14 protein-coding genes and 1 other RNA gene are annotated in these 14,556 nt (G+C 55.8%); 4 read left to right on the top strand and 11 right to left on the bottom strand.

What is annotated here, in order from left to right; translation table 11 throughout:
* Nucleotides 1-7: 7 nt before the first annotated feature.
* The 5 genes from gcvT to C3F35_RS15885 form a co-directional block, all read right to left on the bottom strand.
* Nucleotides 8-1,102 (bottom strand): glycine cleavage system aminomethyltransferase GcvT, encoded by a 1,095-nt coding sequence (gcvT, locus tag C3F35_RS15910; RefSeq protein ID WP_032613879.1) that lies wholly within the window; start codon nucleotides 1,100-1,102, stop codon nucleotides 8-10.
* 606 nt (nucleotides 1,103-1,708) lie between these two features.
* Entirely contained in the window at nucleotides 1,709-2,911 is a 1,203-nt protein-coding gene (gene ubiI, locus C3F35_RS15900) for an FAD-dependent 2-octaprenylphenol hydroxylase (RefSeq protein ID WP_059307237.1), read from the bottom strand.
* 12 nt (nucleotides 2,912-2,923) lie between these two features.
* Complete coding sequence (gene ubiH / locus C3F35_RS15895) at nucleotides 2,924-4,102, bottom strand: 2-octaprenyl-6-methoxyphenyl hydroxylase (RefSeq protein ID WP_032613884.1); 1,179 nt, start codon at nucleotides 4,100-4,102, stop codon at nucleotides 2,924-2,926.
* Nucleotides 4,099-5,412, bottom strand: a complete 1,314-nt coding sequence (pepP, locus tag C3F35_RS15890; protein WP_103792609.1) for a Xaa-Pro aminopeptidase — start codon at nucleotides 5,410-5,412, stop codon at nucleotides 4,099-4,101. The genes ubiH and pepP overlap by 4 nt, the downstream gene beginning before the upstream one ends.
* A gap of 21 nt (nucleotides 5,413-5,433) precedes the next feature.
* Nucleotides 5,434-6,012: a YecA/YgfB family protein gene (locus C3F35_RS15885; protein WP_059307235.1), complete on the bottom strand. Its 579-nt coding sequence runs from the start codon at nucleotides 6,010-6,012 to the stop codon at nucleotides 5,434-5,436.
* A gap of 166 nt (nucleotides 6,013-6,178) precedes the next feature.
* Here C3F35_RS15885 and zapA point away from each other — a divergent pair, with 166 nt between their 5' ends.
* The 3 genes from zapA to C3F35_RS15865 all read left to right on the top strand — a co-directional run bounded on the left by zapA (nucleotide 6,179) and on the right by C3F35_RS15865 (nucleotide 7,355).
* Nucleotides 6,179-6,508 (top strand): cell division protein ZapA, encoded by a 330-nt coding sequence (zapA, locus tag C3F35_RS15875; RefSeq protein WP_032613890.1) that lies wholly within the window; start codon nucleotides 6,179-6,181, stop codon nucleotides 6,506-6,508.
* Between the two features lie 41 nt (nucleotides 6,509-6,549).
* Nucleotides 6,550-6,733: non-coding RNA, 6S RNA (gene ssrS / locus C3F35_RS15870), on the top strand.
* A 25-nt stretch (nucleotides 6,734-6,758) separates the two neighbouring features.
* Nucleotides 6,759-7,355, top strand: a complete 597-nt coding sequence (locus C3F35_RS15865) for a 5-formyltetrahydrofolate cyclo-ligase (RefSeq protein ID WP_032613892.1) — start codon at nucleotides 6,759-6,761, stop codon at nucleotides 7,353-7,355.
* A 90-nt stretch (nucleotides 7,356-7,445) separates the two neighbouring features.
* Here the strand turns inward: C3F35_RS15865 and serA are convergent, their stop codons facing one another.
* Together serA and rpiA are read right to left on the bottom strand one after the other, a co-directional pair.
* Nucleotides 7,446-8,678, bottom strand: a complete 1,233-nt coding sequence (gene serA, locus C3F35_RS15860; protein ID WP_032613894.1) for a phosphoglycerate dehydrogenase — start codon at nucleotides 8,676-8,678, stop codon at nucleotides 7,446-7,448.
* A gap of 267 nt (nucleotides 8,679-8,945) precedes the next feature.
* The gene (gene rpiA, locus C3F35_RS15855) at nucleotides 8,946-9,605 is read right to left on the bottom strand and encodes a ribose-5-phosphate isomerase RpiA (RefSeq protein WP_032613951.1); all 660 of its coding nucleotides are present in this window, start codon (nucleotides 9,603-9,605) and stop codon (nucleotides 8,946-8,948) included.
* Between the two features lie 150 nt (nucleotides 9,606-9,755).
* Here rpiA and argP point away from each other — a divergent pair, with 150 nt between their 5' ends.
* Nucleotides 9,756-10,649, top strand: coding sequence for a DNA-binding transcriptional regulator ArgP (argP, locus tag C3F35_RS15850; RefSeq protein ID WP_032613896.1), 894 nt, complete (start codon nucleotides 9,756-9,758; stop codon nucleotides 10,647-10,649).
* A gap of 59 nt (nucleotides 10,650-10,708) precedes the next feature.
* Here the strand turns inward: argP and C3F35_RS15845 are convergent, their stop codons facing one another.
* The 4 genes from C3F35_RS15845 to fbaA form a co-directional block, all read right to left on the bottom strand.
* A complete protein-coding gene (locus tag C3F35_RS15845) occupies nucleotides 10,709-11,527 on the bottom strand; it encodes an oxidative stress defense protein (protein ID WP_233211650.1) in 819 nt (272 codons plus the stop codon).
* A gap of 92 nt (nucleotides 11,528-11,619) precedes the next feature.
* Nucleotides 11,620-12,255 (bottom strand): arginine exporter ArgO, encoded by a 636-nt coding sequence (gene argO, locus C3F35_RS15840; RefSeq protein WP_032613898.1) that lies wholly within the window; start codon nucleotides 12,253-12,255, stop codon nucleotides 11,620-11,622.
* A gap of 138 nt (nucleotides 12,256-12,393) precedes the next feature.
* Entirely contained in the window at nucleotides 12,394-13,251 is an 858-nt protein-coding gene (locus C3F35_RS15835) for a small-conductance mechanosensitive channel MscS (RefSeq protein ID WP_059307234.1), read from the bottom strand.
* Between the two features lie 186 nt (nucleotides 13,252-13,437).
* Nucleotides 13,438-14,517 carry a class II fructose-bisphosphate aldolase gene (gene fbaA / locus C3F35_RS15830; protein WP_032613902.1) on the bottom strand — a complete coding sequence of 360 codons (1,080 nt, stop codon included), beginning with the start codon at nucleotides 14,515-14,517 and terminating at the stop codon, nucleotides 13,438-13,440.
* Nucleotides 14,518-14,556 lie beyond the last annotated feature (39 nt).

Raw genomic sequence — 14,556 nt, 5'->3', positions numbered from 1 at the left:
AAAATGATTAGGCGACCGGCTTACCGGCGCGAACAAAAATCGGTTTGGTCACGCGGACCGGCATTTCGCGGTTGCGGATCTGCACCACGGCAGTCTCGCCAATACCCGCCGGCACACGTGCCAGAGCAATACTGTAACCCAGCGTCGGTGAGAAGGTGCCGCTGGTGATAATGCCTTCGCAGTGGTTGCCATTGGCATCGGTGAAACGCACCGGCAGCTCGCCGCGCAGCACGCCTTTCTCGGTCATCACCAGGCCAACAAGCTGTTCGGTGCCCTTCTCACGCTGCTGCTCCAGCACCTCACGACCGATAAAGTCGCGATCGGCCGGTTCCCACGCGATGGTCCAGCCCATATTGGCCGCCAGCGGAGAGACGCCTTCGTCCATCTCCTGGCCGTACAAATTCATGCCCGCTTCCAGACGCAGCGTGTCGCGCGCGCCCAGACCGGCTGGCTTAACGCCCGCTTCCACCAGAGCACGCCAGAAGTCGGCCGCTTTTTCGTTCGGCATCGCAATTTCATAGCCCGCTTCACCGGTGTAACCGGTGGTAGCCACAAACAGATCGCCCGTCTGCACGCCAAAGAACGGCTTCATGCCGTCGGTGGCCTGGCGCTGTTCATCGCTGAACAGTGACGCGGCTTTCGCCTGCGCGTTCGGCCCTTGCACCGCAATCAGCGACAGGTCATCACGCACGGTGATGTCGATGGCATAAGGTTCAGCGTGTTGGGTGATCCAGGCGAGGTCTTTTTCACGGGTGGCAGAGTTAACAACGAGGCGGAAGAAATCATCGGAGAGGTAATAGACGATCAGGTCGTCAATCACGCCGCCCGAGGCATTCAGCATGCCGGAATAGAGCGCTTTGCCCGGCTTCGTGAGCTTCGCCACGTCGTTCGCCAGCAGATAACGCAGAAAATCCCGGGTGCGGCTGCCGTGCAGATCGACAATGGTCATATGCGAGACGTCGAACATACCGGCATCGGTGCGCACCGCATGATGCTCATCAATCTGCGAACCGTAATGCAGCGGCATCATCCAGCCATGGAAATCGACCATGCGAGCACCGCATAAGGTGTGTTGTTCGTACAAAGGCGTCTGTTGAGCCATCTTATCCTCGTTGAATGAGCAGGGCTGTCATGCGTTTTATGCTGAAAAATTCACCATAAAACCCGGCATCGGCATCACTCCCGGACACCGACGCAAACGTTCTCTTTTACCTGAACTTACCACTGAAAACGGTGGTTAACCATAAGGAAAAACGGGCCATCACATTAGCTTATGGTCAAAAATGCCAACAAAGCGTACAGAGTTATTCACTACAAAAATGCGAAACATTCCGCACAAACGCAAAGCCGGGAAGATGGGATTCAGCACAGGGTGATATTTAGTGCGGAAAAATGCGCGAAATTTCCGTCACATAAAAATCGACAGATTAGATTATCTAATGCGAAAAAGTCGGTGAAATTAGATTATTTCAAACGAAGGAATTCCCCCGGCCCGCAGGCCGGGAGAATAAAGTGTGACGGGGGTCAAATAGACAACGTCATTCAGGTTGCAGTACAAAAATGCTGACAACGTTTTTGAACAACGCTGGCACTGGCCTTAAAGGGGCGAGGCCGGGTAACGTGGCAAGCCTCAGCATCCCCAGACGCTCACTCTGGTCAGTAAGCAGACGCAGCCAACGCAGAGGCAACCTGAAGGATGCAGTATGTTTTAGCGCAGCCAGTCCGGCAGATCGTTAAGACCCATCGCCTGACGCAGGAGCTGTGGCTTAACACCCGGGAGGGTATCAGCCAGCTTCAGGCCGAGGTCGCGCAGCAGTTTTTTCGCCGGGTTGGCACCGGCAAACAGCTCGCGAAAGCCCTGCATGCCTGCCAGCATCATGGCCGCACTGTGTTTACGGCTGCGCTCGTACCGGCGCAGATAAAGATGCTGGCCGATGTCCTTGCCGTCACGCTGTAAGCGACGAAGTTCGCTCACCAGCTCGGCAGCATCCATAAAGCCCAGGTTAACTCCCTGCCCGGCCAGCGGATGAATGGTGTGTGCAGCGTCACCCACCAGCGCCAGACGATGCGCCGCGAACTGGCGCGCATAGCGACCGGTTAACGGGAACACCTGCCGCTCGCTTTCGACGGCGCAAAGTCCCAGTCGGTTATCGAAGGCCATGCACAGAGCCTGATTGAACTCGTCGGCTGATGCCTCCTGCATCTGCTGCGCCTTCTCGGGTGAAAGCGACCAGACGATCGAGCAAAGGTGCGGATCGCTGAGAGGCAGGAAAGCGAGAATGCCATCATTGTGGAAAATCTGCCGGGCCACGGCCTGATGCGGCTCCACGGTGCGAATGGTAGCCACCAGCGCATGGTGGCGGTAGTCCCAGTACGTCAGCGGAATGTCGGCTTTGTTACGCAGCCAGGAGTTTGCCCCGTCGGCCCCCACCACCAGGCGAGCAGTCAGCATATCGCCACTTTGCAGGGTAATGAACGCATCGTTTTCGCCCCAGGCGACCTGCTGCAGCTGCGCGGGGGCAATCAGGGTAACGTCGCTGCACTGCTGCGCTTTCTGCCACAATGCATGGTGAATCACGGCGTTTTCGATGATATGGCCGAGATGGCTGTAGCCCATGCTTTCATCATCAAAAGCGATATGCCCGAAGCTGTCTTTATCCCACACTTCCATCCCGTGATAACGGCTGGCGCGCTGGGCAATAATGTCTGACCAGACGCCGATCCGCGTCAGCAGCTTTTCACTGGCGGCGTTGATCGCCGAAACACGGAGTTCAGGCGGCGCATCAGAAGCGACTGGCTGAGGCTGTTTCTGCTCCAGCACCGCCACGCGCAGACCGCTGCCCTGCAAACCACAGGCCAGCGCCAGTCCTACCATTCCGCCACCGACAATGGCAACATCAACATTCTGCACTTTGTTTACTCCTTAGCGAGCGACCCAACCGAGAGTCCTCTGCGCCAGCACATCGCGTGCCGGAATGAATAATTCCATCGCCATCAACCCCAGGTTACGCCCGACAACCAGCGGCGCCCAGCGATTGGCAAACAGATGTACCAGCCCGTCGGTCACGCCGATGGTCGCCTCTTTATCTGCCTGACGTCGTTTCTGATACTGGCACAGCACCGGATATGCTCCGCAATCCTGCTGTTGTTCAAACGCCTGCGCCAGCGTTTCGGCAAGGGTCATTACATCGCGCAGTCCGAGGTTAAAGCCCTGTCCGGCGATAGGGTGTAACGTCTGCGCCGCATTGCCTACCAGCGCGACGCGATGGGAGACAGACTGCGATGCCGTGGTTAATGCCAGCGGATAGGCCGAACGCTTCCCGGCCTGGGTGATACGCCCCAGCCGCCAGCCAAAGGCTTTTTGCAGTTCGGCGCAGAAGCGTTCATCAGACCAGCCCTGCACTTCATCCGCTTTTTCCAGCGGATGGCACCAGACCAGCGAGCTGCGCCCCTGCGACATAGGCAGCATGGCCAGCGGGCCATGCTGGGTAAAACGTTCAAAGGCGCGGCCACGGTGCGGCTCGGCGGTGGCCACGTTAGCGATCACCGCCAGTTGATGGTACGGCTGTTGCTGCCACTGGATCCCGCACTGCTGGCCGAGCGCCGAACGGGAGCCATCGGCCGCCACCAGCAGTTGGCCATCGAGCGTAGTGCCGTCATTCAGCGTGACGCTGACCGACGTTTCGCTGCGGGTAAAATGCTCGACACGTGCCGGGCAATGTAGCGTTACGCCTGGAGCATCCTGCAACAGACGGAACAGGCGCAGCCCCACGTCGTGCAGCTCGACCACCTGCCCCAGCGCATCAATGCGATAATCCTGCGCTTCCAGGGTGACAAACCCGGCGTGGCCCCGGTCGCTGACATGAACGGTTTCGATCGCGGTGGCGCAATCGGCAATCGCCTGCCAGATACCACTGCGGGCCAGCTGCTGGCAGGTCCCTTGCGCCAGGGCGATGGCACGGCCATCAAACCCCGGATGGCCGGTCGATTGTGGTGCCACGGCTTCCACCAGATGGACCGGAAGCTTACCCTGGGTCAGCGTGGAGAGGGTCAGCGCCAGCGTTGCTCCCGTCATGCCTCCGCCAACAATGATGATGCTCATGAGCGTGCCGCCGCCATCAGGGCTTCAATCTCGTCGGCGTTTTTCACCACGGAGGCCGTCAGGTTTTCGTTACCGGTTTCGGTGATCACAATGTCATCTTCAATACGAATGCCGATACCGCGATACTGGGCGGGCACGTCGGCATCCGGGGCAATATACAGACCCGGTTCAACGGTCAGCACCATTCCCGGCTCCAGTACGCGCGAACGTTCCGGGCCATACACGCCCACGTCATGCACGTCCAGCCCCAGCCAGTGGCTCAGGCCATGCATAAAGAAGGGACGGTGAGCATTGTCAGCAATCAGCAGATCGACGTCGCCGTTAAGAATACCCAGCTCCACCAGCCCGCTAACCATAATCCGCACCACTTCCCCGGTGACATCCTGAATGGAAGTGCCGGGACGGAACAGCATCAGCGCGGTGTCCAGCGAGTGCAGCACGATGTCGTAGATTTCGCGCTGGGCCGGGGTAAATTTGCCGTTCACCGGGAAGGTGCGGGTGATATCACCGGCATAGCCTTTAAATTCGCATCCGGCATCAATCAGTACCAGATCGCCATCCCGCAGTTCAGACTCGTTTTCGGTGTAATGCAGAATGCAACCATTTTCACCGCCGCCAACGATGGTGTTGTACGCCGGATAGCGCGCGCCGTGGCGGGTAAACTCATGGTGAATTTCGCCTTCCAGCTGATATTCGAACATCCCCGGACGGCACTTTTGCATCGCCCGGGTATGGGCCAGGGCGCTAATCTCCCCCGCTTTACGCATGACATCCAGCTCTTCGTCTGACTTAAACAGGCGCAGCTCGTGGACGGCAGGACGCCAGTCGGTGAGGGTTGCGGGTGCCTTCAGGTTTTGCCGGGAGCCTTTACGCAGCTTATCCAGCGCGGCAAAGACAATCTCGTCGGCATAAGCGTATTCACCCTGCGCGTGGTAGACCGTATCCAGGCCATTGAGCAACTGGTAAAGCTGCTCGTTGATTTCGCTGAACGCCAGGGCGCGATCGACGCCCAGCTTTTCCGGCGCGGCCTGCTGGCCCAGACGGCGACCAAACCAGATCTCGGCGGTGAGATCCCGGACGCGGTTAAACAGCACGCTGTGGTTGTGGGTATCGTGACTTTTAATCAGCACCAGCACCGACTCCGGCTCGTTAAAGCCGGTGAAGTACCAGAAATCACTGCTCTGGCGGTAAGGATATTCGCTATCGTTGCTGCGTGTGGCTTCCGGTGCGGCAAAAATCAACGCGGCGCTGCCCGGCTGCATCGTAGCCAGCAGCGCCTGACGGCGGCGAAGATACTCTTGCTGAGTCATGACACCCTCCAGTAGTTTTTATTAGTGTAAGGTTGGTTTACGCACTTCCGGCGCAGTGGGCTGTGTGCGCGTAAAGGTATCGTGGCAGAGCAGAGACGCAACGCGCACGTACTCGATGATCTCTTCGAGGGACATCTCCAGCTCTTCCTGATCTTCGTCTTCATCGTAGCCCAGTTGAGCGATGTTACGCAGATCGTCGATCGCTTCTCCCGCTTCGCCCGTCACTTTCTCGAGCTTAGGCTGCGTCACACCCAATCCTAACAGATAGTGGTTGACCCAACCGGCCAGCGCATCGGCGCGGTCGAATACGCTGACGCCGTCTCCATCAGGCAGATAAAGCTGAAAAAGGAAACCGTCATCTTCGAGCGCATCGCTGGTTGCGCCATGCATATTGCGCAACGCCTGGGCGAGATCGTGGCCGAACGCCAGACCCTCGTTCGTCAGGTCGTGAACCAGCGGCAGCCATGAGCTGTCGTTGTTTCCACCACACAGCATCCCGCTGATCAGACCGTGCATTTCAGCCGGCGTTAACCCCACGCCTTGCTGGTTCAGTAACTGGCTAACGTCGTTGTAACCAGGCATTTCGTTCTGTATAGACATGGCATTCGTCATCAATGGGAGGAATATTCATGATATGCTACCACTTTGGACCCTGGTGAACCAGAATAGGGCTTGTATCTACGCACCAGGGTAGCTATAGTGTCGCCCCTTCGCAGCCCCCGGAAGCGGATGTGAAGGCAGCGCAGTCAAACAGCAGGAAGGTGGCATGTCTGCACAACCCGTCGATATCCAAATTTTTGGCCGTTCGCTGCGAGTGAATTGTCCGCCTGAACAAAGGGATGCTTTGAATCAGGCTGCGGATGATTTGAATCAGCGGTTGCAAGATTTAAAAGAACGCACTAGAGTCACAAATACTGAGCAACTGGTCTTCATCGCCGCGTTGAACATCAGTTATGAACTGGCTCAGGAAAAAGCGAAGACCCGCGATTACGCGGCGAGCATGGAACAACGCATTAAAATGCTCCAGCAGACCATTGAACAGGCATTGCTTGATCAGGGTCGCATTACAGACAGACCGGGGCAAAACTTTGAATAACACTTCGTGGTCTACTATGGTAGAGTGACCCTGAAGGAAAAATTTCTCTGAGATGTTCGCATGCGGGCCAGTCCCCTGAGCCGATATTTCATACCACAAGAATGTGGCGCTCCATGGTTGGTGAGCATGCTCGGTTCGTCCGAGAAGCCTTAAAATCATGACGACACATTCACCTTGAACCAAGGGTTCAAGGGTTACAGCCTGCGGCGGCATCTCGGAGATTCCCTCACCTTTCTACCCAGCGACTACCATGACGCAACTTCCTGAAGTTCCTGCCTCACGTCAACATATTCGTCAGTTAATTCGTCAGCATCGCAGAGCCTTAACGCCTGAACAGCAAGCCCATTTTGCACAACAAGCCGCGGCCCGCATGATGGCGTATCCGCCCGTCGTAATGGCGCACACCGTCGCCCTGTTTCTCTCTTTTGATGGCGAACTCGACACCCAACCGCTGATCGATGAACTCTGGCGCACCGGAAAAAAAGTTTACCTGCCGGTACTGCACCCTTTCAGTCCGGGAAATCTGCTGTTTCTGCACTACCATCCTCATAGCGAACTGGTGGTGAATCGTCTGAAAATCACCGAACCGAAACTGGACGTGCGCGACGTGTTGCCGCTTGAGCAACTGGATGTGCTGGTAACGCCGCTGGTGGCTTTTGATAAAAGCGGTCAGCGTTTAGGTATGGGCGGAGGATTTTACGATCGCACGTTGCAGAATTGGCAGCAGCATGGCCTGCAACCGGTGGGCTACGCACATGATTGCCAGGGCGTTGAAAAGTTGCCGGTGGAAAAATGGGATATTCCGCTGCCAGCGGTGGTGACACCGTCGAAGATCTGGCAGTGGTGAAAAAAGCCGGGTGGCGACTCCGCCTTACCCGGCCTGTAAGACCCGCAGGCCCGGCAAGCGAAGCGCCGCCGGGGATCAGATGGCACTCACTTAGTAGAGCAAACGCGCGCGGATAGTGCCCGGAATGGCCTTCATCGCCTGCAACGCTTTCTCTGCAACATCTTCATCCGCTTCAATATCAATAACCACATAACCCATCTGCGCGTTAGTTTGCAGATACTGTGCCGCGATGTTCACACCCTGCTCAGCGAAGATCTGGTTAATGGCCGTCAGTACGCCTGGACGGTTTTCATGAATGTGCAGCAGGCGACGCCCGCCGTGCAACGGCAAAGAGACTTCCGGGAAGTTGACCGCAGACAGGGTTGAACCGTTGTCAGAGTATTTGCTCAGCTTACCAGCCACTTCAAGACCGATATTTTCCTGTGCTTCCTGCGTAGAGCCACCGATGTGTGGCGTCAGGATCACGTTGTCGAACTCGCACAGCGGCGAAGTGAACGGGTCGCTGTTGGTCGCAGGCTCGGTCGGGAAGACGTCAATCGCCGCGCCCGCCAGATGTTTGCTTTTCAGGGCTTCGCACAGCGCAGGGATATCCACCACCGTACCGCGCGCGGCGTTGATCAGGAGTGAACCCGGCTTCATCAGCGCCAGCTCTTCCGCACCCATCATGTTTTTGGTGGAGGCGTTTTCCGGCACGTGCAGGCTCACCACATCGCTCATATTGAGCAGGTCGGAGAGATGCTGAACCTGGGTGGCATTACCCAGCGGCAGCTTGTTTTCGATATCGTAGAAAAAGACGTGCATCCCCAGCGATTCCGCCAGAATGCCCAGCTGCGTGCCGATGTGGCCGTAACCGATAATGCCCAGTTTTTTACCACGCGCTTCGAAAGAGCCAGATGCCAGTTTATTCCAGATCCCACGGTGGGCCTTGGCGTTGGCTTCAGGGATGCCGCGTAGCAGCAGCAGAAGTTCACCGATGACCAGCTCCGCCACGGAACGGGTGTTGGAGAATGGCGCGTTGAAGACCGGAATACCGCGCTTCGCGGCAGCATTGAGATCAACCTGGTTGGTGCCGATGCAGAAGCAGCCAATCGCGACCAGTTTTTCTGCTGCGGCAATGACATCTTCGGTCAGGTGGGTACGGGATCGCAGGCCGATGAAATGAGCATCACGGATCGACTCTTTCAGCTGTTCGGTATCCAGCGCACCTTTGTGGAATTCGATGTTGGTATAACCTGCCGCACGAAGGCTATCCAGTGCTTTCTGATGCACCCCTTCGACCAGCAGAAATTTAATCTTGTCTTTCTCCAGTGATACCTTTGCCATTTCCCCGACCCTGTCTGATTGTCTGAACTGTTGTTGTGCTGATTTAAAATCCGCTCCCGCCAACATATCAAAAAAAACTATTGCAGCAATATGAACGTTTGCGTCGGCACTCTGAAGAAATGTCATACAGCGCCAAATGGCAGTGAAAAATGCTGTGGAGCAATACGAAAGCGGTAGGATCGTCAGGAGAGGGTTAGAAATGTGACACAAGTCACCGAATATCGCTGTTGCAAAAAAAGTTAGCGGGGGGAGGCTCCCCCCGTCAGATCATTTCACGATGGTTTTAACGCCATCGGCGGTGCCGATCAGCGCGACATCCGCGCCACGATTAGCGAATAACCCTACCGTTACCACGCCTGGCAGGCCATTGATGGCATTTTCCAGCGCCACGGCGTCGAGGATCTCCAGACCGTGAACATCCAGAATCACGTTACCGTTGTCCGTTACCACGCCCTGGCGGTATTCCGGGCGACCACCCAGTTTCACCAGCTCGCGGGCAACCGCGCTGCGCGCCATTGGGATCACTTCAACTGGCAGCGGGAAGTTGCCGAGGATATCGACCTGCTTGGAGGCATCCGCAATACAGATAAACTTGTCTGCCACGGAGGCGATGATTTTCTCGCGCGTCAGTGCCGCACCGCCGCCCTTGATCATCTGCATATGGCCGTTGATCTCATCCGCGCCGTCGACGTAAATCCCCAGGCGGTCAACTTCGTTCAGATCGAACACAGTGATGCCCAGGCTTTTCAGTTTTTCCGTGGATGCATCGGAGCTTGAAACGGCGCCCTCGATCTGGCCTTTCATCGTGCCCAGCGCATCAATAAAGTGTGCTGCCGTTGAACCTGTGCCCACGCCGACAATGGTACCCGGCTGTACATACTGGAGAGCGGCCCATCCTACTGCTTTTTTCAGTTCATCCTGCGTCATGATCTCTTGCCCGTGGTGATTTTGCGTGACGCGCATTATAGAGCATTCGCCTGCGCCATGTGATCTGCGAGGTCACCAATTTCGTCTGTATCAAACATAAATTTATGTCATAGTGCGAAGTATCGTATTTTTTGGGAGTCAGCCAGAGCAATGAAACGTCCGGACTACAGAACATTACAGGCGCTTGATGCCGTTATTCGTGAACGCGGATTCGAACGCGCAGCACAAAAGCTGTGCATTACCCAATCCGCTGTTTCACAACGAATCAAACAGCTTGAGAACATGTTCGGGCAGCCGCTGCTGGTTCGTACCGTGCCGCCGCGCCCAACCGAACAGGGGCAGAAGCTGCTGGCGCTGCTGCGTCAGGTTGAGTTGCTGGAGGATGAGTGGCTGGGCGATGAACAGACCGGCTCCACGCCGCTGCTGCTCTCTCTGGCGGTCAACGCCGACAGTCTGGCAACCTGGCTTCTTCCTGCCCTCGCTCCGGTGCTGGCTGATTCGCCTATCCGGCTAAATTTACAGGTAGAAGACGAAACCCGTACCCAGGAGCGCCTGCGCCGCGGTGAAGTGGTCGGGGCGGTCAGTATCCAGCCTCAGGCGCTGCCAAGCTGCCTGGTGGATCAGCTGGGGGCTCTGGATTACCTGTTCGTCGCCTCGAAAGCCTTTGCCGAGCGTTACTTCCCGAACGGCGTCACTCGCGCCGCCCTGCTGAAAGCCCCTGCCGTGGCTTTTGACCATCTTGATGATATGCATCAGGCATTTTTACAGCAGAACTTCGACCTGCCGCCGGGCAGCGTACCTTGCCACATCGTTAACTCTTCCGAAGCCTTCGTGCAGCTGGCACGTCAGGGCACGACCTGCTGCATGATCCCACATCTGCAGATCGAGAAAGAGCTGAACAGCGGCGAGCTGATCGACCTGACGCCAGGCTTACACCAGCGCCGTATGCTCTACTGGCACCGTTTTGCGCCAGAAAGCCGGATGATGCGCAACGTCACCGATGCACTGCTGGCCCATGGCCATAAGGTCCTGCGCCAGGATTAATAAAAAAGCCGGGTCGCATTAACGCGAACCCGGCCTGTATTTGTGCTGACAAACAAGACTTACGGTGCTTTGGTCGCCGTATCTTGCTCCTGAGTCTGCTGAGGCTGCTCGTTCTGGTGAGTCTGCTGAGTCTGCTGATTTTGCTGAGCCTGCGTGCTCTGCTGCTGGCCCTGAGCTGGCTCCAGCTGGAACACCACATCAACCTGATCGTCAAACTGAATCGTTGGCTGTTCGTAGGTATCCTGCGCAGAGACCGGTGCCGCTTCAGATTTCATCATGCGAACCATCGGGCTGGGCTGATAGTTAGAGACGTGGTAACGCACGCTGTAAACCGGGCCAAGCTTGCTGTTGAAGCCAGAAGCCAGTTGCTGCGCCTGACGCACGGCATCATCAATTGCCGCTTTACGCGCTTCATCTTTATACTTCTCAGGTTGCGCAACCCCCAGGGACACAGAACGGATCTCGTTCAGACCTGCTTTCAGCGCGCCATCTAACAGAGAGTTAAGCTTATCAAGCTGACGCACCGTCACTTCCACGGTACGCACCGCGCGGTAACCTTTCAGGATGCTTTTGCCATCCTTATAGTCATAGTCCGGTTGGGTACGCAGGTTGGCAGAATTGATGTCTTTTTTACCGACGCCGTTCTGCTCCAGGAAAGAGAGATATTGCGCAACGCGATCGTCTGCCTGTTTCTTGGCGGTGGCCGCATCTTTTGCCGCCACGTTCACTTCGATGGCTAAGGTTGCGATATCGGGTGCCGCATCCACGCTTGCGGTACCAGAGGTCACAATGTGCGGGCTATCAGGCAGTTCACTGGCCTGAACGGATGCTGCGCCAAAACCCATTAATGCCGCCAGGGCGATTACATTCAACTTCACTTTTATTCCTCCATGTTGCGAAGAGTGCCCATGTAACAGGGCGCATGCCAGCAAGCTTAGCGCCTGCTGGTCGAATGTCCATAAGACAACGCTTAGTAGAATAGTTCACGAATATGATGAATCCCCTCTTTCGCCAGCTGAAAAGCGATAAACCACATTACCAGGCCCACCAGTGCGTTGATAATGCGCTGAGCTTTAGCGGTGCGCAGACGGGGAGCCAGCCATGCAGCGAGCAGCGCCAGGCCAAAGAACCACAGGAAAGAGGCGCTGACGGTACCCAGCGCAAACCAGCGTCTCGGCTCGGCATCCAGTTGCCCTCCAAGGCTACCCAGCACCACGAAAGTATCCAGATAGACGTGTGGATTAAGCCAGGTCACCGCCAGCATGGTCACAATAATTTTCCAGCGCCCCTGCTTCATCACTTCGGCGCTGGCCAACTCAATATTGCTGCCCATCGCCGTTTTCAGGGCACCAAAACCATACCAGAGCAGAAACGCGACACCGCCCCAGGTCACTAGCGCCAGCAGCCAGGGTGACTGCATCAGCAGTGCGCTACCGCCGAAAATACCGGCACAGATCAGAAGCATATCGCTTACCGCGCAAAGCAAGGCAATCATCAGGTGATACTGGCGGCGAATCCCCTGATTCATTACAAACGCATTTTGCGGACCGAGGGGCAGGATCATTGCCGCACCAATCATAAGCCCTTGAATATAAAAAGATAACATCGGAATCAATCTCAATAAACTGTCTGAGGGCAAACTATACTGCGAGGGGATAATAAGAGGAAATGGATAATATTAATTGGTAATAAGTGAAGCTAATAAGCCCGGCACGCATTGCGCGCGCCGGGTAACGGAGAAACGTTATTCTGCCGGTTCTTTCACACGCTTGAAGTTAACGTCCATCTGCGGATATGGGAAGCTGATGCCGTTGGCGTCAAAGTCGCGCTTGATGCGTTCCAGTACATCCCAGTAAACGCTCTGCAAATCACTGCTGTTGCTCCAGACGCGCACCACAAAGTTGATGGATGAGGCACCCAGTTCATTCAGGCGTACGGTCATATCACGATCTTTCAGAATGCGGTCGTCCGACTCGATAATGTTGGTGAGCAGTTGCTTCACCTTTTCGATATCAGAGTCATACGCCACGCCAATAATGAACTCATTACGACGTACCGGTTCACGGGAAAAGTTGATGATGTTATTGGCAATGATTTTGCCGTTCGGGATCACGACCATACGACCATCCGCGCTGCGCAGCGTGGTAGAGAAGATCTGCACCTGCAGCACAGTACCGGCCACACCGCCGAGATCAACATATTCGCCGGAGCGGAACGGACGGAAGGTTACTAACAGCACGCCTGCGGCCAGGTTCGACAGCGAGCCTTGCAACGCCAGACCAATAGCCAGACCTGCGGCACCCAGCACTGCGATAACCGATGCTGTTTGCACCCCGACACGCCCCAGGGCCGCAATCAGCGTAAACGCGATAACACCGTAGCGCACCAGCGCGGAGAGGAAATCTGCCACCGTGGCATCAATATGACGCGCCCGCATTACGCGGTTAACGGCGTTAGAGATGATGCGCGCCACGATCATACCGATGACGATAATAGCGATGGCCGCCACAATGTTAACGGCATAACTCAGCAGCAACGCCTGGTTGCGCACCAGCCAGGAACCCGCGTTATTGATGCTATCTACAACACCGAGATCTTCCATTCAATATTCCTTATCTAAGCAAACCATAGAAATGCATCCCCCATCGAGGCAGGCAAGTTAGTAAAGGGTAAACAAAAGCGGGGGTTTTTGCCAAACAGATCACATAAATAGTGTCCGTAGACAGTTGAAAGGCATAAAAAAAGCCCGCGATTAACGCGGGCTTTCTGAGGCTGTTAGCAGCGCAAATTACAGAACGTCAACCGCGTTCAGCTCTTTGAATGCCTGCTCCAGACGCGTCACCATAGAGGTCTGCGCTGAACGCAGCCATACACGTGGATCGTAGTATTTCTTGTTCGGCTGGTCTTCGCCTTTCGGGTTGCCCAGCTGGCCCTGCAGGTAAGCTTCGTTAGTTTTGTAGTACTGCAGGATACCGTCCCAGGTTGCCCATTGGGTATCGGTATCGATGTTCATTTTGATAACACCGTAGCTTACGGAGTCTTTGATTTCCTGAGCAGAAGAACCGGAACCGCCGTGGAAGACGAAGTTCAGGCTGTTATGCGGCAGGTTATGTTTCTTGGAAACGTATTCCTGAGAATCACGCAGAATGGTTGGGGTCAGAACCACGTTGCCTGGCTTGTACACGCCGTGTACGTTACCGAAGGAAGCAGCGATGGTGAAACGCGGGCTGATTTTGCTCAGCTCGGTGTAAGCGTAATCAACGTCTTCTGGCTGAGTGTACAGGGCAGAAGCGTCCATGTGGCTGTTGTCCACGCCGTCTTCTTCGCCACCGGTGCAACCCAGTTCGATTTCCAGAGTCATGTCCATTTTGGCCATGCGCGCCAGGTATTTAGAGCAGATCTCGATGTTCTCTTCCAGAGACTCTTCAGACAGGTCGATCATGTGAGAAGAGAACAGTGGCTTACCGGTTGCAGCGAAGTGTTTTTCGCCCGCGTCCAGCAGACCGTCGATCCACGGCAGCAGTTTCTTCGCGCAGTGGTCAGTGTGCAGGATAACCGGAACACCATAGTGCTCAGCCATCTGGTGAACGTGGTGTGCGCCAGAGATTGCGCCCAGGATTGCCGCACCCTGAGGAACGTCAGTTTTCACGCCTTTACCTGCGATAAACGCAGCACCGCCGTTGGAGAACTGAACGATTACCGGCGCTTTAACTTTTGCTGCGGCTTCCAGTACGGCATTGATAGAGTCGGTACCGACGCAGTTAACCGCTGGCAGAGCAAAGTTGTTTTCTTTTGCTACCTGGAACACCTTCTGAACGTCATCACCAGTGATCACGCCAGGTTTTACGAAATCAAAAATTTTAGACATGTTGCGAGTCCTGTATCTTCGGCCTTGGAAAGGGGCGAG

Source organism: Leclercia sp. LSNIH3 (assembly GCF_002935105.1).
GTDB lineage: Bacteria > Pseudomonadota > Gammaproteobacteria > Enterobacterales > Enterobacteriaceae > Enterobacter > Enterobacter adecarboxylatus.
The sequence above is the reverse complement of the archived record's forward strand: the minus strand, read 5'-3'. Positions and strand labels throughout refer to the sequence as shown.

Coding starts and splice junctions, on each gene's coding strand:
- zapA (WP_032613890.1), top strand. CDS start 6,179: ATGTCTGCACAACCCGTCGATATCCAAATTTTTGGCCGTTCGCTGCGA.
- argP (WP_032613896.1), top strand. CDS start 9,756: ATGAAACGTCCGGACTACAGAACATTACAGGCGCTTGATGCCGTTATT.
- argO (WP_032613898.1), bottom strand. CDS start 12,255: ATGTTATCTTTTTATATTCAAGGGCTTATGATTGGTGCGGCAATGATC.
- serA (WP_032613894.1), bottom strand. CDS start 8,678: ATGGCAAAGGTATCACTGGAGAAAGACAAGATTAAATTTCTGCTGGTC.
- rpiA (WP_032613951.1), bottom strand. CDS start 9,605: ATGACGCAGGATGAACTGAAAAAAGCAGTAGGATGGGCCGCTCTCCAG.
- fbaA (WP_032613902.1), bottom strand. CDS start 14,517: ATGTCTAAAATTTTTGATTTCGTAAAACCTGGCGTGATCACTGGTGAT.
- C3F35_RS15835 (WP_059307234.1), bottom strand. CDS start 13,251: ATGGAAGATCTCGGTGTTGTAGATAGCATCAATAACGCGGGTTCCTGG.
- C3F35_RS15885 (WP_059307235.1), bottom strand. CDS start 6,012: ATGTCTATACAGAACGAAATGCCTGGTTACAACGACGTTAGCCAGTTA.
- pepP (WP_103792609.1), bottom strand. CDS start 5,412: ATGACTCAGCAAGAGTATCTTCGCCGCCGTCAGGCGCTGCTGGCTACG.
- gcvT (WP_032613879.1), bottom strand. CDS start 1,102: ATGGCTCAACAGACGCCTTTGTACGAACAACACACCTTATGCGGTGCT.
- ubiH (WP_032613884.1), bottom strand. CDS start 4,102: ATGAGCATCATCATTGTTGGCGGAGGCATGACGGGAGCAACGCTGGCG.
- C3F35_RS15865 (WP_032613892.1), top strand. CDS start 6,759: ATGACGCAACTTCCTGAAGTTCCTGCCTCACGTCAACATATTCGTCAG.